The 15,687-nt window shown below is 59.9% G+C and carries 17 protein-coding genes; 10 read left to right on the forward strand and 7 right to left on the reverse strand.

Annotated elements, in window-relative coordinates:
- Positions 1-88: 88 nt before the first annotated feature.
- The 3 genes from ACFOGH_RS18475 to ACFOGH_RS18485 are packed head-to-tail and all read left to right on the forward strand — an operon-like array spanning position 89 to position 2,513.
- A complete protein-coding gene (locus ACFOGH_RS18475; protein ID WP_380074647.1) occupies positions 89-808 on the forward strand; it encodes a competence/damage-inducible protein A in 720 nt (239 codons plus the stop codon).
- Complete coding sequence (locus ACFOGH_RS18480; RefSeq protein ID WP_380074648.1) at positions 805-1,512, forward strand: GNAT family N-acetyltransferase; 708 nt, start codon at positions 805-807, stop codon at positions 1,510-1,512. The genes ACFOGH_RS18475 and ACFOGH_RS18480 overlap by 4 nt, the downstream gene beginning before the upstream one ends.
- A gap of 20 nt (positions 1,513-1,532) precedes the next feature.
- Positions 1,533-2,513, forward strand: coding sequence for an OmpA family protein (locus ACFOGH_RS18485; RefSeq protein ID WP_380074649.1), 981 nt, complete (start codon positions 1,533-1,535; stop codon positions 2,511-2,513).
- 50 nt (positions 2,514-2,563) lie between these two features.
- On the opposite strand, the gene ACFOGH_RS18490 is transcribed toward ACFOGH_RS18485, so the two are convergent.
- From ACFOGH_RS18490 to ACFOGH_RS18500, 3 genes are all read right to left on the reverse strand, one after another.
- Positions 2,564-3,469 carry a LysR family transcriptional regulator gene (locus tag ACFOGH_RS18490; protein ID WP_380074650.1) on the reverse strand — a complete coding sequence of 302 codons (906 nt, stop codon included), beginning with the start codon at positions 3,467-3,469 and terminating at the stop codon, positions 2,564-2,566.
- A gap of 152 nt (positions 3,470-3,621) precedes the next feature.
- Positions 3,622-4,698 carry a sensor histidine kinase gene (locus ACFOGH_RS18495; protein ID WP_380074651.1) on the reverse strand — a complete coding sequence of 359 codons (1,077 nt, stop codon included), beginning with the start codon at positions 4,696-4,698 and terminating at the stop codon, positions 3,622-3,624.
- Positions 4,699-4,941: 243 nt separating this feature from the next.
- Positions 4,942-5,115, reverse strand: coding sequence for a DUF1328 domain-containing protein (locus ACFOGH_RS18500; RefSeq protein WP_380074907.1), 174 nt, complete (start codon positions 5,113-5,115; stop codon positions 4,942-4,944).
- Positions 5,116-5,556: 441 nt separating this feature from the next.
- Here ACFOGH_RS18500 and ACFOGH_RS18505 point away from each other — a divergent pair, with 441 nt between their 5' ends.
- Genes ACFOGH_RS18505 through ACFOGH_RS18515 form a run of 3 tightly spaced genes read left to right on the forward strand, consistent with a single transcriptional unit; the run spans position 5,557 to position 7,316 of the window.
- Positions 5,557-6,096: a hypothetical protein gene (locus ACFOGH_RS18505; RefSeq protein WP_380074652.1), complete on the forward strand. Its 540-nt coding sequence runs from the start codon at positions 5,557-5,559 to the stop codon at positions 6,094-6,096.
- The gene (locus tag ACFOGH_RS18510) at positions 6,093-6,491 is read left to right on the forward strand and encodes a phage holin family protein (RefSeq protein ID WP_380074653.1); all 399 of its coding nucleotides are present in this window, start codon (positions 6,093-6,095) and stop codon (positions 6,489-6,491) included. Before ACFOGH_RS18505 ends, ACFOGH_RS18510 begins: the two co-directional genes overlap by 4 nt.
- A 21-nt stretch (positions 6,492-6,512) precedes the next feature.
- A complete protein-coding gene (locus ACFOGH_RS18515) occupies positions 6,513-7,316 on the forward strand; it encodes a hypothetical protein (protein WP_380074654.1) in 804 nt (267 codons plus the stop codon).
- Positions 7,317-7,627: 311 nt separating this feature from the next.
- Here ACFOGH_RS18515 and ACFOGH_RS18520 read toward each other — a convergent pair whose 3' ends face one another.
- From ACFOGH_RS18520 to ACFOGH_RS18530, 3 genes are all read right to left on the reverse strand, one after another.
- Positions 7,628-9,292: a sensor histidine kinase gene (locus ACFOGH_RS18520; protein WP_380074655.1), complete on the reverse strand. Its 1,665-nt coding sequence runs from the start codon at positions 9,290-9,292 to the stop codon at positions 7,628-7,630.
- A gap of 77 nt (positions 9,293-9,369) precedes the next feature.
- Entirely contained in the window at positions 9,370-9,945 is a 576-nt protein-coding gene (locus tag ACFOGH_RS18525; RefSeq protein ID WP_380074656.1) for an RNA polymerase sigma factor, read from the reverse strand.
- Positions 9,942-10,124 (reverse strand): NepR family anti-sigma factor, encoded by a 183-nt coding sequence (locus ACFOGH_RS18530; protein WP_380074657.1) that lies wholly within the window; start codon positions 10,122-10,124, stop codon positions 9,942-9,944. The genes ACFOGH_RS18525 and ACFOGH_RS18530 overlap by 4 nt, the downstream gene beginning before the upstream one ends.
- Positions 10,125-10,207: 83 nt before the next feature.
- On the opposite strand from ACFOGH_RS18530, the gene ACFOGH_RS18535 reads away from it, so the two are divergent.
- Positions 10,208-11,029, forward strand: coding sequence for a response regulator (locus tag ACFOGH_RS18535; RefSeq protein WP_380074658.1), 822 nt, complete (start codon positions 10,208-10,210; stop codon positions 11,027-11,029).
- A gap of 64 nt (positions 11,030-11,093) precedes the next feature.
- Here the strand turns inward: ACFOGH_RS18535 and ACFOGH_RS18540 are convergent, their stop codons facing one another.
- Positions 11,094-11,861, reverse strand: coding sequence for an FkbM family methyltransferase (locus ACFOGH_RS18540; protein ID WP_380074659.1), 768 nt, complete (start codon positions 11,859-11,861; stop codon positions 11,094-11,096).
- A 229-nt stretch (positions 11,862-12,090) separates the two neighbouring features.
- Between ACFOGH_RS18540 and rpsT the strand changes: the two genes are divergently transcribed.
- The 3 genes from rpsT to dnaN all read left to right on the forward strand — a co-directional run bounded on the left by rpsT (position 12,091) and on the right by dnaN (position 15,621).
- Positions 12,091-12,366, forward strand: a complete 276-nt coding sequence (gene rpsT, locus ACFOGH_RS18545) for a 30S ribosomal protein S20 (RefSeq protein ID WP_380074660.1) — start codon at positions 12,091-12,093, stop codon at positions 12,364-12,366.
- A 649-nt stretch (positions 12,367-13,015) separates the two neighbouring features.
- Positions 13,016-14,380, forward strand: a complete 1,365-nt coding sequence (gene dnaA, locus ACFOGH_RS18550) for a chromosomal replication initiator protein DnaA (RefSeq protein WP_380074661.1) — start codon at positions 13,016-13,018, stop codon at positions 14,378-14,380.
- A 122-nt stretch (positions 14,381-14,502) separates the two neighbouring features.
- Positions 14,503-15,621, forward strand: coding sequence for a DNA polymerase III subunit beta (gene dnaN, locus ACFOGH_RS18555; protein ID WP_380074662.1), 1,119 nt, complete (start codon positions 14,503-14,505; stop codon positions 15,619-15,621).
- Positions 15,622-15,687 lie beyond the last annotated feature (66 nt).

Here is a 15,687-nt window from a genome sequence, read left to right on the forward strand (position 1 = left end):
ATGCAGCGGCAGTTTGCCAGAGGTGCAGTGCGCTCTGGCCTGTTGCGCCCCAGTTGACCTATGCTGCCCACAAGAAAAGGAGCGTTCCATGCCCAACCCTACTGCCGCGATGCTGGTGATCGGTGACGAGATTCTGTCAGGCCGCACCCGCGATTCCAACCTGCATTATATTGCGGGCGCGCTGACCAAGCACGGCATCACGCTGGCCGAGGCGCGGGTGGTGTCGGATGACCATGCCGAGATTGTGGCCGCCGTGAATGCGTTGCGCGGCAAATATGACCATCTGTTCACATCTGGCGGTATTGGCCCCACCCATGACGACATCACCGCCGATGCGATCGCAGCGGCTTTTGGCGTGCATATTGGCTTGCGCGATGATGCGGTGGCGCTGCTGACGGCGCATTATCAGCGCCAGAACTTGCCGTTCAACGAGGCGCGGCAGCGGATGGCGCGCATCCCCGATGGCGCGGTGCTGATCGAAAATCCGGTTTCCATCGCGCCGGGGTTCAGCCTTGGCAATGTGCATGTGATGGCGGGGGTGCCGAATATCTTTGAGGCAATGCTGGCCTCGGTGCTGCCGCAACTGACGGGAGGACCGCCGCTGCTGAGCCAGAATTTGCGCGTTTTGCGGGGCGAGGGTGAGATTGCGGCGCAGTTTGGCGCTTTGGCGGCGGCATTTCCCGATCTGTCGATGGGGTCATATCCGTTCACCCAGAACGGCGCTTATGGCACCAATCTGGTGATCCGGGGCACCGATGCCGCGCGGCTGAACGCGGCGATGGTGCAGTTGACGGAGCTGTTTGGATGACGCCTGAACACCTTTTGGCGGTGATGGAGGCCACTTGGGGGCCAGCCGCCACATCGGCACTGGGGCCTTGGACCATTCGCAACGGTCAGGGCGGCGGCAAGCGGGTATCGGCCACGACGGCAGAGGGCACTTGGCAAGACACTGACATTCCGCAGGCGGAAGCCGCGATGGCCGGCTTGCAGCAGCCGGCGCTTTTCCTGATCCGCGAGGGTGATGGCGCGCTGGATCAGGCGCTGATGGCGCGCGGGTATCGGATCGTTGATCCGGTGGTGGCCTATGCCGCCGCCCTTGCGGGAATGACACAGCCGCCCGAACATATGACCACCTTTCCGCATTGGCCGCCGATGGCGATTGCTGCCGATCTTTGGGTCGAAGGTGGGATTGGTCCGGCACGTTTGGCGGTGATGGAGCGGGTGCAGGGGCCAAAAACCGTCATTCTGGGCCGTGCGCAGGATCGCGCGGCGGGCGCGGCGTTTGTGGCGATCCATGACAATGTTGCGATGCTGCACGCGCTTGAGGTGACACCCAGCCAACGTCGGCAGGGTTCCGCGCACAATATCTTGCGGGCGGCGGCGGTGTGGGCGCAACAAAATGGGGCAGATACGCTGTCTTTGGTGGTGACGGTCGCCAATGATCCGGCGCGCAGGCTTTATGCTTCCTTGGGGATGACGATTGTGGGACAGTATCACTATCGACAGAAATGAGCCCGACAGAGGCCAGAACCATGAACATCAGCCCGTTGCCCGTGGCGTTTTGCCTAAGCCTTTGTGCCGCATCGGCGCAGGCGGCCCCGCAGTTGAAGCTGCAGTTTCCCGCCCCCGCCGTCACAACCGCCGAACGCAGCGAGGCGCTGGCCTCTTTCCGCCTGGCCGTAGGCCCGTTTCAGAATGGCCAGATCGCGTCAGAACTGACCGAAGGCAATCTGGAGCAAACCGCGTGGCGGATTGCGCTGCCCGCAGCTTCGACGCTTGAGGTGACAAATGCCTTGCGCCAGCAGATCGCGGCGGCGGGTTTCAAGGTGATCTTTGAATGCGAAACCGAAGCCTGCGGTGGCTATGATTTCCGCTATGGCAGCGAAGTGGTGGCCGAACCGGATATGCATGTTGATCTGGGCGATTACCGCTATTTGGCGGCGCAGCGCGTGGGGGCGAATGGGCAGGAATACCTGGGCCTGATGGTCAGCAAATCGCCGGAAAACGCCTATGTGCAATTGACGCAGATCGGCGGTGCGGCGAAGGCTGCTACTGCTGCAATCACTTCGCCGCAGACCGGGAATTTTGCGCTGACACCTGCGGCAAAGCCCGCTGCACCGTCCCAATCCGATACGGATATTGGCAAAACGCTGGACCTTGGGCAGGCGATGGTGCTGGACGATCTGGTGTTCGGATCGGGGTCTTCGGCGCTGAGCGACGGCACTTATCCATCGCTTACCGCGCTGGCGCAGTGGTTGCAGGCCAACCCCAGCCAAGCCGTGACCTTGGTGGGCCACACCGATGCTTCGGGCGGCATGGCCAGCAATATCGCGCTGTCAAAGAAACGCGCCGAAAGTGTGCGGCAAAGTCTGATTGCGCAATATGGCGTTGCGGCAGCGCAGGTCAGCGCCAATGGCGTGGGGCCACTTGCGCCGCGCGCCAGCAATCAGACGCCGGAAGGCCAGCAACAAAATCGCAGGGTCGAGGTCGTGCTGACCTCGACCCTGCAATAACCATCGCACCACTTACAAAACTGTCTTGGCGCTTGGGAATGGCTTTGGTGTCACCAAAGATCGGGGCCTTTATCGAGATACCGCCGCGCCAGAAAGTCGATGAAGGCGCGCACTTTCGGCTGAGTGAACCGACCCGGCGGATAGACGGCGTAGATGCCCAGGGTTTCCACTGGCAGGCCCGGAATGGCCTCTTCCACCTGACCGGCTTTCATCGCATCAGCATAAAGGAAGCTGGGCAGATAGGCGATGCCAAGGCCCGAAATCGCCGCGTTCAGCAGGCTTTGGCCATCGTTGACGGTCAGCCAGCCAGCCGTGCGCACCTGACGCTTTTCACCTGACGGCGCGATGACCTTCCAGACGTTGCCATTGGCCTGGTTGGAATAGTGCAGCAGCTTGTGGTCGTTCAGATCGTCGATCTTCATCGGGCGACCGTATTTCTGGAAATACGACGGGCTGCCGATCATCCGCTTGGTGGTGTCGGTCAGCTTGCGGGCCCGGAGTGAGCTGTCTTCGAGTTCCCCAACCCGAATAGCCATATCAAAGCCTTCGCTGATCAATTCCACATAGCGGTTGTTCAGCACCATGTTGACGGTGATGTCGGGGTATTCCAGCAGGAAATCGCCCAGAATTGGCGACAGCAGGTTAACGCCGAAATCGGTCGCGACAGAAATTCGCAGCAGGCCCGAAGGTGCGGATTGCATCGACGTCACCAAGGCGTCGGCCTCTCCGGCATCGTTCAGCACGCGGCGGGCGCGGTCGTAATAGGCAAGGCCGATCTCGGTGGGTGAGACACGGCGAGTGGTTCGGTTCAAAAGACGCGCGCCAAGGCGGGCCTCCAGCGCAGAGACGTGTTTCGAAACGGCAGATTTCGAAATCCCCATCTTCTTCGCAGCATCGGTGAAGCCGCCTTGGTCTACGACCGTGGCAAAGGCTTCCATTTCGGTTAGTCGGTCCATTGTTTTCCCCAAGCGAGCAGAGTGGGCAGATGGACCCTTATTGATCCCAAATCGGGCAGGATCGGGGCGCGCTTGCGTTCTATCCGGGGTATTACCGCGCATCGTTGATGGCATGGAAACATCGAAACAAGGGGCTATTGCGGCAGCTTGCCTTAATTCTCGAACTGCAACCGCGCGATCGCGCCACCATCGGGGGCGTTGAACAGGCTTAGTTTGCCCGACAACTGCGTGGCAAATTGCCGGGCAATGCTGATGCCAAGGCTTTTCGATGTCTCGATATCAAAGCCCTCGGGCACGCCTTTGCCGGAATCGTTCACATCCAGCGTCACCAGATTTCCGCCACCCTCGCGCGGGTGCTGTGACAGGGAAATGGTGATCACCACCGATTCTGCATCGCGCCCCGCGCTGTGTTCGACCGCATTCATCAGCAACTCGCTGACAATCAGCCCCAGCGGGATGGCCTTTTCGTGGACCACTTGCACGGGGACCAGATTGAATTGCAGCGAGACATTGCTGCCTGCCCCTGCCGCATCAATCGTATCTGCCGCCATGTCCCGAATGAAATCGGCCACGGCGACAGATTGGATGTTGGGCGAATGCAGCCTGCGTTGCAGCCGCGAGATCGTGGCGATCCGCACCTGCGCCATCGACAGCACCTGCTTGGCCTCGGCATCCTTGGTCTGGCTTGCCTGAAGCCGCAAAAGTGCTGCCACCGTGCCAAGATTGTTCGATACCCGATGCTGCAATTCAGAAAACATCAACTCACGCGAGGTTGCGAGATCGGCGCTGCGCTGCTGCGACGCGCGCAGGCGCAACAGGGTTTGCTTGATCGCCGTGATCAGCAAGATCTCGGTCATCACGACCAGCGTGTAAAACGCCATCGCCACGGCGGAAGCCCCGCTCAGGCCAAACGAGGCCACTGGCGCGATGAAGAAATAGCGCGATGCCAAACCGCTTGCCACCGCAACGACCGTTCCCGCCCGCACGGAGGCAAAGGCCGATGTCAGCAACACCGCCGGGAAGAAGGTCAAAAACGGGAAACCGGGCGGCAGGATCGGATCGCACAGAAAGCGGATGTACAAGGCCAGACCAAAGGCACAACTGGCGAAGCCCACCTCGTAAGGCAAGCTACGCTTGGCCAGCGTCATCGCCGTGACAAACCCCAGAATACCCTGCGACTTCTCGGTCGGGCACACCCAGACTTGCGAGGGGGCTTCGATCCCGTTCATATCTCGCCTACCTTGCATCTAAAGCCGATTCACATCGCGGTTTTGCATACATGAATTAAATCTACGCGTTTTGAAATACGCATTCTGATTTTTGAAGAAATTTGCAGATCAACCGTTGGCAGAGATATGTCCCCCGCCACACATCGCTGAAACAGTCTGAAACATGCAAAAAAGACCGCAGGGCGAACCTGCGGCCTTAAGGTGTCCTTCCGGGCAGAAGGCTTGGGAGGTCAGAAAGGCGTGTCAGAATCGCGAACGCCCGTTCATCAAACGCGCGATCATCGAGATGACGAACAGCGCCAAGAAGATGAAAAACAGGATCTGAGCGATCCCGGCAGAGGTGCCGGCGATGCCGCCAAAACCCAAAGCAGCGGCGATCAGCGCGATAACAAGAAAGGTCAAAGCCCAGCTCAACATGATCATTCTCCTGTAGGATGTGACAGCGTTGCGGCGGCTGTCGGTGCAGTGATGCTGTATCAACACGCAGGCCAGTGTCTGGTTCCCATGGCAGATTCCGATGCCAGGCGGCGAAGCTTTATAAGATTTCGGCTGCGCCCTATTCTGCATGTCTGAGCGAACAGATGTCATGCAGGGTGCGGGCAATCATCGGGCTGCGATCATTCCACCAACGATCGCTTTTTCTTGGGAACCAATTCAAGGCAAGCGACGTTATCGGGTCAGTGATGCCAAGGACGGCACTATCTCGGGCCAGCACCCCAATCCTGCGCCCAGGACTTGAACCGTCCGTATCGCGGTGGCACGGCCCGCCCTGCTGCCAAGGTTTCAACTGTGATCTGCGGCCTGCCCGTCTGGGGCTTCTCCAGACGCATGGCTGCGTTATGAGACAAAGGACAGAAGATGAACGCGAACTCCCTGAAAGACTCCGTCGCAAACGCCAAAGCTGTGGCTGATGAGGCTGTCGATACCGCAGCCGAGAAAGCGTCTCAACTGGGCCGCAAAGCACGCGACAATGCGGCCGATGTGGTGGATGACGCGAAAGAATTTGGTCAGACCGCATCGCGCAAAATCCGTGCGCAGGCCTCTGAAGCCGCCGCGGCTGCCGAAGACCGCCTGGACGATCTCAGCAATGCCGCGCAATCGGGCTTCCGTTCGGCGAAATCGAAACTGGCTGATGGCGGTGATCGCTTGGCCAAGGCGCTGCATGATGCCGCCGATGGCACCCGCGCCGCGTCTGGCCGCGTGGTAGAAGCCGTTGCCGGTGGCGTGTCTGACGTGGCCGACCATTTGCGCGCAGGCTCGATCAGCGATCTGGTGTCCAGCACCAAGGCCTACGCCCGCCGCAACCCCGGCACCGTCGCGATTGGTGCAGCCGCATTGGGCTTCGTGTTTGCACAACTGCTGCAATCGAAATCCCGCAATCCCGGTCGCCGCGGATGAGCGCGCCGCAGTCCCGCGACAGCTTCGTTCTGTTCAGCGACGTGCTGAACGGAGTGGACCGGGTGGTGCGCGGCGAAGCTGCCGTGGCCAAGACCGAAGTGCGGCAAAACATGCGTGCGATGCGGCGATCTGCGGTTCAGTTCGTCATGGCAGCGATGTTTGGCGTGATTGCGCTGAACCTGCTTGCCGGGGCAAGCGTCGCGGCTTTGGTCGCGATGGGGCTGACAGCTGGGACTGCCGGCTTGACGGTTGGCGCGGTGCTGCTGATGGCGGCATATCTCTGCATAAGCTGGGGGTTGTCGCTGCTTGAACAGCCGCGCCCGCAAGCAACGCAAACGTTTCAAAATGTGGGCAAGGGTCTGACCCGCTTCAAACCCAGTGTCCCCGCCGAATAGGCGCAACGACAGGAGAGTCCGATGCGAATGGATAAAATTGAACCCCATCTGGTGAAAGAGCGGATGCAGCAAGATCGCGCCGCTTTGAAAGCTTCGCTGTCTGCCTTGGGTGATCGCTTTGCCCGCCCCGGCGTGGCCACCGATCTGCTGAACCATGCGCAAACCGTGGGTCAGGTTGCCCGTGCCAATCCAGTTATCGTTTCGGTGCTGGGGGCTGGTCTGGCGTGGTACATGCTGCGGCGCAAGCCCGAGCCTGTTTTGGAGAATGGCCTCAGCGGCACCAGCTTTGAGGCCAAGGCGCGCTGGGAAGACGAAGGTGGCCCGGCTCAGCCCATCGAAGATGATGATTTCGATTGGATCGAAGAAGCCGAGGCTTTGCGCGCGCAGGCCAATGTCAGCCTGCACAAGCTGGAATCCTTGGCGCTTGATGGTCTGGACTATGCCAAACAGCGCGCAGCCGTGCTGGCCGATCTGGCGCAGGATGTGCGCAAGGCCATGCGTCGCGGGTTGGAGCAGCTTTCGAGCTCGGCTCAGGATCGTATCCTCGCCGCACGCGAAGCCGCTTATGAGGCACAGCTTTCCCTGCGCAATTCGACCGCAAAGGTGGTCAACGATCACCCCGTAGCCGTCACCAGCGCGGCTTTGGCCTTGGGGGCCGCAGTCACGGCCGCTTGGCTGCGCCAGCCGTCGCAAGAGCGCAAACTGGCAAAAGAGCGGGACCGTTTGTTGGAAGAAACCCGGCGCCTGCTGGCGCATGAGCGTCGCCGCGCGCATGAGGCGATGGACATTCTGGCCGGAAGCCGCGGTCTGCGTAACTCCTCGTAGCGTAGACCGTCGCTGAACCTGCCCGATAAGGCACCGCTGTCGCAAGACAGCGGTGCCTGTTTTTGTTGGTCTCCGTTCTTGTTGGCAAACCTGCTATGTTTGCCAGCCGAACGAGGGCTGATCGACATTCATCTTGAACAATATGGCTATGGCCACCGCAGTCGCCACGCGATGCAAGTGCCGCTGTAAGCGCCGGGCACCAAAGGCCCGGTCAGCGCCCGGAGCGGACCTGAGTGGATTTATGGCTGGCCTGACTTCAGGGGCAAACCGCCCACGCGGGCGCCTGTCCGTCCACCCCAGCGCGGCGATCTTCAGACGTCAAACGCCTCGCGGATCGGGAAATCGACGGTCACATCCACCACTTCCTTGGTGTTGGCTACCGTCACCGCGCCGCCGATCTGCTGGGCAAAGCCGCGCACCAACTGCGTGCCAATCGCCGTCGGCGTTGGCTGATCAGACGCCGCGGTGCCAAGGCTGGCCGGCCCTTTGATATGCAGCCGCGCGCGCTGGCCACCATCCAGCAGCAGCAACGACACTTCAACCTGCCCCGCCTGCGCCTCGGATTGGGGCATACCAGCCAGCAATTCGGTCAGCAGCAAAGCCAAGGGCACTGCCTGATCGGGGATCAATTGGATCGGCTGGAAATCGGTCGCAATATGCGGCTTGGCGCTGGCTTTCTTGCCCAAACCGCTGATCTGCCGGATCACGCCCGAAAACAGCGCATCCATTTTGACATCTTTTTGACCGGCGGTCTCATAAAGCCCCATATGCACCGTCGCCAGTGCCATCACCCGATCATGCAAGCCTTCCAGAATCATCCGCACGGTCACGGATTTTTCTTGCCGGATATGAATCCGCATGATCGAGGCGATCAGTTGCAGGCTGTTGCCGGTGCGGTGATGCACCTCGCGCAGCAGGATTTCCTTTTGCCGCAGCATGTCTTCAAGCTCGGCCTCGTCGCGCAGGATCGTCTCGGTCATCACAGAAAATGCGCGGCCCAGTTCCTTGATCTCGGCGGGGCTTTTCGCCAGATCCAGCGTCACCCGCTTGCGATCACCGCCAGCAAAGGCTGTCATTGCCCCCACCACACGCCGCATATGCCGCGCCACCAGGCTTTCTGCACCCAGTAACGCCACCATCATGGCGGCAATCCACATCAGCGATGGCACCACATAGGGCCCGATATCTTGACCCAGAACGGTGATCCCGCTGGGGCGTTGCCACGACCCGAGCAGGAACAGACCATCTGCCATCGGCAAGACCGAAAATATCCGCCGCTCGCCCCCGACGGTTTCGGCCACAAAGGTTCGTGCGTTGCCCTGCGCCAGACCCTTTAGCGTGGTGTTCACCGGCAGACTTTGCGGCGCTTCTTGCAAACCGACCGACGAGGTCAGCACCTCGCCATCGGCATCAAATGTCAGCAGCGCCAGCGGTTGATGACCTTCTGCCACGTCATGCTGAATGGCCGCGTCACCCAAGGATTTATGCGGCATCGAAAGCGCGACAAACCCCACCCGCACCCCCGCCGCGTCATACACCGGATGCGTCACCGACAAAACCGAAACGCCTGAAACCGGGCCTTTCGCGCTGACGCTAAAGGCCGGCTTCAGCAGATCGCGCACCTTCAGAAAGCCGTCACTCTGGCTTAGATCAAAATCGCGCCCAACCGAGGAACAGGTCAGCTTGCCCGACAGCGGCACATAAGACACCAGCGACAATGCAGGTTCCTCTGCCGCCACCTGCGCCATCAGTTGCCGACAACGCGTGGTATCCTCGGTAATCTCGGCGACTGACACCGATTTCGCCAGCGTCGAGGCCATCACCTGCGCTGCCAGAATAAGCCGGATCTGCGGCGTTGCTGCGCGCAAGGTTTCGTCCATGATCGCCAGATTTGCGCGCTGTCCGGCCTCGTCATTGGCGGCACGCGATTGCACAAGCCCCAGCAATCCCAGCGGCAACATTGCCACTGCGACCATTAAAGCCAAACGCGCGCCCAGCCGGTTGTGAAACGGCGGACGCGCTGCTGGTTGCTGCGAAGGAGATTTGTGCGTGTTCATCCGGTGGCGGCCGCACCCCGTCCTATAACTGCGTCGGTGATGGCATCTATGCCGGAAAACATGCCCTCACCATCGGCCAGCCCCAGCAGTTGCGCCAACCGTTTGCGCGCCCGCGAAGCCCGGCTTTTGACGGTGCCCGCAGCGACACCCATCATCTCGGCGGCTTCCTCGGTGGAAAACCCCGAGGCACCCACAAGGATCAGCACTTCGCGGTGTTCATCCGACAAGGCATCAAATGCCCGCAAAAAGTCGGTGAAAGCCATGCGACCATCGTGATCTGGTTTCACGCTCAAGCCAGCGGCATAGGCCCCATCCGGGTCAGAAACCTCGCGGCGGGATTTGCGCAAGCTGGAATAATAGGTGTTGCGCAGAATCGTGAACAGCCAGGCCTGCAAATTGCTGCCGCGTTGAAACTTGTCGATGCTGGCCCAGGCCTTCAAAATGGTATCTTGCACCAGGTCATCCGCTGCGGCCACATTCCGCGTCAAGCTGATAGCAAAGGCGCGCAGGGGGCGCAAATGCTCCACAAGCTGATCACGCGGATCCGTTTCAGCTGCCGGATCCGAGTTCATTTCTGAGCCTCGTTCTTACCAGCGTCTTTTTCTTTCAACTGCTGCAACAGCATTTTGAAGCGGTCAGGCACTTCCTCGACCAAAGCCGACTGGTACACCCGCTTTAGGTTTTCTTCGATCTGAGCCTTGATCTGGTCTGATTGACCGTCCTGCTCCGGCCTCGAACCATGATTGCGCATTTTACAAATTCCCGTTCTACTCGGGGAACCAAACGCGGTCCGGTGCGTTTGGTTCCCAAGAAAATCGAAGTGGGAGTAAAATAATGAGCGCCGAAGCAAAGGCAAATCTTTCCGATCTGGTTGCGGCGCATCTGCCCAGCCTTCGCCGCTATGCGCGCGCTTTGACGGGAAATCAGACCAGCGGCGATCAGTATGCGGTTGCGGCCTTGGAAACCGTGTTGGCCGAACCCGCGCTGATCGGTGAAGCAGATGATGCAAAAGTTGCGTTGTTCAATGTTTTCCACATGGTTTGGGCAAGTTCTGGCGCACCTTTGGGCCAAGCGGATGATCGGCTTTCTGCCGCAGCCCAAGCGCATATGGCTGATCTGACACCGAACAGCCGCGAGGCATTGCTGCTGCACTACATCGAAAGCTTCTCGCTGGAACAGATCGCAGCCATCATGCAGATCGACGCCGAAGAAGCCCAAGGCCTGATCACGCTCGCCCTGCGTGAGATGACGGATACCGTCAGCGGCCGCGTGATGATCATCGAGGACGAGGCGATCATCGCCATGGACATCATCGGCATCGTCGAAGGCATGGGCCATCAGATCACGGGCGTGGCACGCACCCGCAAGGAAGCCGTGGCTTTGGCCAAGGCAGAAATGCCTGATCTGATTCTGGCTGACATTCATCTGGCCGACAGTTCGTCGGGCATTGATGCGGTGAACGACATTCTCGGCGGTTTCGATCAGATTCCGGTGATCTTTATCACCGCCTTCCCGGAACGTCTGCTGACCGGCAAACGCCCCGAACCCGCTTTCCTGATCAACAAGCCCTATACCGAAGAACAAGTGCGCTCTGCCGTCAGTCAGGCGATGTTCTTCGCCTCGACCGAAACACTGATGGCGAAAGAAAACGCCTGAGCCTTGACTTGCAAACACATGGCCGCCGCGCAGAAACGTGGCGGCCATTTTACATAGCGTTGCGCTATCCGACCGGCCCCAACAGCACGTTGCGGTTCATCTTGAACGACCGCCCCTCGACCAGCACGCCATAGCCGTGCGCCCCAGCCCATGCCATCAGCGCGTCATTGTTCTTGTGATCGACCTCAAGAAAGATCGGCGGACGATGGGCCGCGATGGTTTGCTCAAACCCGCGCAGCACCTCCAGTTCCATCCCCTCGACATCCACCTTCAGAAAATCAATCCGCGCGCCCGCCAGCAGCGCATCACCCGCCGCCATGGTGATCTGACCTTCATCCGAGGCCACCAGCCGCGTCGCACCCAGATTTTTCTCGCGCGCCTCAAGATTCATCGACGGCACATCGCTGCTGTCTGACAGACCGTAACCCAGCGTCGAAAGGTTCACCTGATCCAGACACCCGTTCAGGATCATGTTCGACAGAAACAATTCATAGGCCGCCGGATTTGGTTCAAACGGGATACTGGCCGACGCACCCAGCAGTTTCAGCGCATAGATCGAATGATTGCCGATATTCGCCCCGGCATCACAAAACACCCCGCCGCGCGGAAAGTGCTGTGCGATCAGTTTCAACTCCTCGGGCTCGTAAAACCGCCCCTTGGCATGGCGCGCCTGAATGCGGTCTTTGCGATCAGCCACCGTGAAGAAAATCGGCGTGCCATCGTAAACCGTGCGGGTGATCCGCGTGCGGCGCAGATTGCTGAACAGGTCCGGGCTTGCAATCATCGCCAGCGCCGTTGCAGACAGATGGGCGGGCGGGCGAGTCATATCCATGGGCAAATGTCCGTCATCATCGGTTGCAGCCATCATCGCGCGCGACCCATGCCGGGTCAACGCCCGCAATCAGCGGCAGATTAGCTGTTTCCTTTCGGCCCCACTTGCCCTATAGGCCTGCGTTACATGCGTGTGAGCCCGCTTCTAGGCAGAATCATCCCTTCACCTTTGAGGGGGCCTTGGGGTTTTTGCGCGACCGAATTTAACCGACCCCAAGGATACACCACCCATGGCAAACACTGCCCAGTCTAAAAAACGCGCTCGTCAGGCTGAAGCCCGTCAAGACATCAACAAAGCCCGCCGTTCGCGCATCCGCACCTTCCTGCGCAAAGTTGAAGAAGCTCTGGCTTCCGGCAACCAAGAAGCCGCTGCTCTGGCCCTGAAGAACGCACAGCCGGAACTGGCACGCGGCGTCTCGAAAGGTGTCATGCACAAGAACACAGTGTCGCGCAAAATCTCGCGTCTGGCATCGCGCGTCAAAGCGCTGGCAACCCCGGCTGCCTGAACTGATCGGGCTGCCAAGCCCAAGCTGACCTTACGTCACGATAGGGCGCGCGCCGAAAGGCCGCGCCCTATCGCATTTCCGCACAGAAACCGGCCCGCAAGCGGGTCGTAGAATCGGTCATCCGCACTGTCCTGAAATCGCAAAACGCAAGCGTCAGCCCGATTCCAAGACGCAATTTTTCGCGGTTTCTGCCCGCAGCGTTGCCGAATTGCACGGTCCGGGGGATTCGCGAAAGCAAACTCCTGTCAAGCAACAAGTTCGGTTGCAGCGCCCCGCGACGGCTTGCTAACTTGCCCAAGCGATTCACTTCGTCTGGGGGACATGAGGCCGTAAAAGTAGAAAAATCAGGGGCGTTGCTGCCAAGCCAAACGTAAAACAACCTGAAATTATCCTTTTCCGTCCGAATGTTACACTGCTTGCGCCAGAATTTGGCCAACAGAATTTCAAAACACCGCCCCCGATCTTAGGGAAGCGGACGTTAAAGTTTTGTCCCCTCCACCGGGTTGGGGCGCTCTTGTGTGTGCGGGTCTTTGCCCTGCGTACCCAGAGTGTTTTTCCGGTGGAAACAGTCGTGCTGAACCGCGTGGGAACGTGGGACAAACAGAAGGCGCCATCGCATCCGCGTAAGGCGCTTGGGGAAGACAAGAGAATGACGCACGAGGCCTGGGGCAAGGTACGCGAGACGCTGGCAAAGCGGATCGGCAAGAACAATTTTACCAGTTGGATCGAACCCCTGCGCTGGGCCGGTCTGCGCGATGGTGTCGCGCGGTTTGAAGTGCCCACCACCTTTTTCGGCGACTGGGTGTCGCGCAACTATTCCGATCATATCCTTGGCCTCTTGAATGCCGAGGGCCATGCCGCTGGCCGCACCGAGTTTTTCGTGCCGCTGAATACCCCCGCCGCAGCCCCCACGCCGGAAAAGCCCGCCCGCCCGGCCACTGCCAAAGCAACCCGTGCGCGCAGCGATGAAGACCTGCCGGGTGCCACGCTGGATGCCCGCTTTACCTTTGACAGCTTTGTCGTCGGCAAGCCCAACGAACTCGCCCATGCCGCCGCCCGCCGTGTTGCCGAAGGTGGCCCCGTCACCTTCAACCCGTTGTTTCTGTATGGTGGCGTCGGCTTGGGGAAAACTCACCTGATGCACGCGATTGCGCATGAGCTTCAGTCGCGCCAGCCGCAACTGCGCGTGCTGTATCTGTCTGCCGAGCAATTCATGTATCGCTTCGTCCAAGCCCTGCGCGACAAACAAATCATGGATTTCAAGGAATTGTTCCGCTCGGTCGATGTGCTGATGGTCGATGATGTGCAATTCATCGCGGGCAAAGACAGCACCCAAGAGGAATTCTTCCACACCTTCAACGCCTTGATTGACCAAAACAAACAGATCGTGATTTCCGCCGACCGCGCGCCGGGTGAGATCAAGGATTTGGAAGACCGCATCAAATCGCGCCTGCAATCCGGCCTTGTCGTCGATCTGCACCCTACCGATTACGAACTGCGCTTGGGCATTCTGCAACAGAAGGCCGAGTTTTATCGCCAGCAATACAAGGGTTTGGCGATTTCCACCGGAGTGCTGGAATTCCTTGCCCACCGCATCACCACCAATGTCCGCGTGCTGGAAGGCGCATTAACCCGGCTGTTCGCCTTTGCCAGCCTCGTGGGCCGTGAAATCACGCTGGAACTGGCGCAAGATTGCCTCGCCGACATCCTGCGCGCCTCGGACCGCAAGCTGACCATCGAAGAAATCCAGCGCAAAGTGGCCGAGCATTACAACATCCGCCTGTCCGACATGATCGGCCCGAAACGGCTGCGCAACATCGCGCGTCCGCGTCAGGTGGCGATGTATTTTGCCAAGCAACTGACCTCGCGCAGTCTGCCTGAAATTGGCCGTCGCTTTGGTGGCCGCGATCACACGACGATCATGCATGGCGTGCGCAAGATCGAAGAGTTGATGACCACCGATTCGCAGCTTTCCGACGATCTGCAACTGCTCCGGCGGCAATTGCAGTCGTAACACGCGCGGCTGGGGCATCGCCTGCCGCGGATTCGGTTGCAACCGCCCGAAAATGCTTGTGAACCGGCAAAATCCGGGTAATTTTGGCCTCCCCGACCGGGGGTGCCGCCAAGGGGAATGACATGAAGATCAGCATCGAACGCGCAACTCTGCTCAAGGCGCTGGCACAGGCGCAATCGGTGGTGGAACGCCGCAACACCATTCCGATCCTGGCCAACGTGCTGATCGAGGCCGAAGGCAACACTGTGTCCTTCCGCGCCACCGATCTGGATATCGAAGTGGTCGACCGTGCGCCCGCGATGGTGGAACGCCCCGGCGCCACCACAGTATCTGCCGTGATGCTGCACGAAATCATCCGCAAGCTACCCGATGGCGCGCTGGTGGCGCTGACCGAGGACGCGGCTTCCGGCCGTCTGACCATTGCTGCAGGCAAATCGACCTTCAGCCTTGCCACCCTGCCGCGTGAAGATTTCCCGGTGATGGCAAGTTCGGAATATTCCTCGAACTTCGCGGCCCCCGCGCCGGTGCTGCGCCGCCTGTTCGACAAGGCAAAGTTCGCGATTTCCACCGAGGAAACCCGCTACTACCTGAACGGCGTTTACATGCATGTCTCGACAGGTGACGTGGGCGCGGTGTTGCGCTGTGTGGCCACCGACGGCCACCGCCTTGCCCGCATTGACGCCCCCTTGCCCGAAGGCGCGCAGGGGATGCCCGGCGTGATCGTTCCGCGCAAGACCGTGAACGAATTGAAGAAACTGCTGGATGACGACAGCGCCGAAATCGCGGTTTCGGTGTCGGAAACCAAGGTGCGCTTTGCTACTCCGGCAATCACGCTGACCTCAAAGGTCATCGACGGCACCTTCCCAGATTACACCCGCGTCATTCCCACCGGCAACACCCGCCGTCTGGAAGTTGATGCCACCGAATTCGCCAAGGCGGTGGACCGCGTGGCGACGGTGTCGTCGGAACGCTCGCGCGCGGTGAAACTGGCGCTGGACGAAGACCGCCTGATCCTGTCGGTCAACGCGCCGGATTCCGGTGCCGCCGAAGAAGAACTCGCCGTGGCCTATGGCGATGAGCGGCTGGAGATCGGCTTTAACGCCAAGTATCTGCTGGAAATCGCGTCTCAGGTAGATCGCGAAAACGCGGTGTTCCTGTTCAATTCCTCGGGCGATCCGACACTGATGCGTGAAGGCAATGACATGTCGGCGGTCTATGTCGTCATGCCGATGCGGGTTTAACTGGGCGACAGAATTGGGGGCTAGCCCCCAAACCCCCAGAGTATTTTCGCCAAGATGAAGGGTTAA

The organism is Cypionkella sinensis, assembly GCF_042646385.1.
GTDB classification, from domain to species: Bacteria; Pseudomonadota; Alphaproteobacteria; order Rhodobacterales; family Rhodobacteraceae; genus Cypionkella; species Cypionkella sinensis.

Bases quoted from the DNA above. Each gene is read 5' to 3' on its own strand.
- ACFOGH_RS18475 (WP_380074647.1), top strand. From the start codon at position 89: ATGCCCAACCCTACTGCCGCGATGCTGGTGATCGGTGACGAGATTCTG.
- ACFOGH_RS18480 (WP_380074648.1), top strand. From the start codon at position 805: ATGACGCCTGAACACCTTTTGGCGGTGATGGAGGCCACTTGGGGGCCA.
- ACFOGH_RS18485 (WP_380074649.1), top strand. From the start codon at position 1,533: ATGAACATCAGCCCGTTGCCCGTGGCGTTTTGCCTAAGCCTTTGTGCC.
- ACFOGH_RS18490 (WP_380074650.1), bottom strand. From the start codon at position 3,469: ATGGACCGACTAACCGAAATGGAAGCCTTTGCCACGGTCGTAGACCAA.
- ACFOGH_RS18495 (WP_380074651.1), bottom strand. From the start codon at position 4,698: ATGAACGGGATCGAAGCCCCCTCGCAAGTCTGGGTGTGCCCGACCGAG.
- ACFOGH_RS18500 (WP_380074907.1), bottom strand. From the start codon at position 5,115: ATGTTGAGCTGGGCTTTGACCTTTCTTGTTATCGCGCTGATCGCCGCT.
- ACFOGH_RS18505 (WP_380074652.1), top strand. From the start codon at position 5,557: ATGAACGCGAACTCCCTGAAAGACTCCGTCGCAAACGCCAAAGCTGTG.
- ACFOGH_RS18510 (WP_380074653.1), top strand. From the start codon at position 6,093: ATGAGCGCGCCGCAGTCCCGCGACAGCTTCGTTCTGTTCAGCGACGTG.
- ACFOGH_RS18515 (WP_380074654.1), top strand. From the start codon at position 6,513: ATGCGAATGGATAAAATTGAACCCCATCTGGTGAAAGAGCGGATGCAG.
- ACFOGH_RS18520 (WP_380074655.1), bottom strand. From the start codon at position 9,292: ATGGTCGCAGTGGCAATGTTGCCGCTGGGATTGCTGGGGCTTGTGCAA.
- ACFOGH_RS18525 (WP_380074656.1), bottom strand. From the start codon at position 9,945: ATGAACTCGGATCCGGCAGCTGAAACGGATCCGCGTGATCAGCTTGTG.
- ACFOGH_RS18530 (WP_380074657.1), bottom strand. From the start codon at position 10,124: ATGCGCAATCATGGTTCGAGGCCGGAGCAGGACGGTCAATCAGACCAG.
- ACFOGH_RS18535 (WP_380074658.1), top strand. From the start codon at position 10,208: ATGAGCGCCGAAGCAAAGGCAAATCTTTCCGATCTGGTTGCGGCGCAT.
- ACFOGH_RS18540 (WP_380074659.1), bottom strand. From the start codon at position 11,861: ATGGATATGACTCGCCCGCCCGCCCATCTGTCTGCAACGGCGCTGGCG.
- rpsT (WP_380074660.1), top strand. From the start codon at position 12,091: ATGGCAAACACTGCCCAGTCTAAAAAACGCGCTCGTCAGGCTGAAGCC.
- dnaA (WP_380074661.1), top strand. From the start codon at position 13,016: ATGACGCACGAGGCCTGGGGCAAGGTACGCGAGACGCTGGCAAAGCGG.
- dnaN (WP_380074662.1), top strand. From the start codon at position 14,503: ATGAAGATCAGCATCGAACGCGCAACTCTGCTCAAGGCGCTGGCACAG.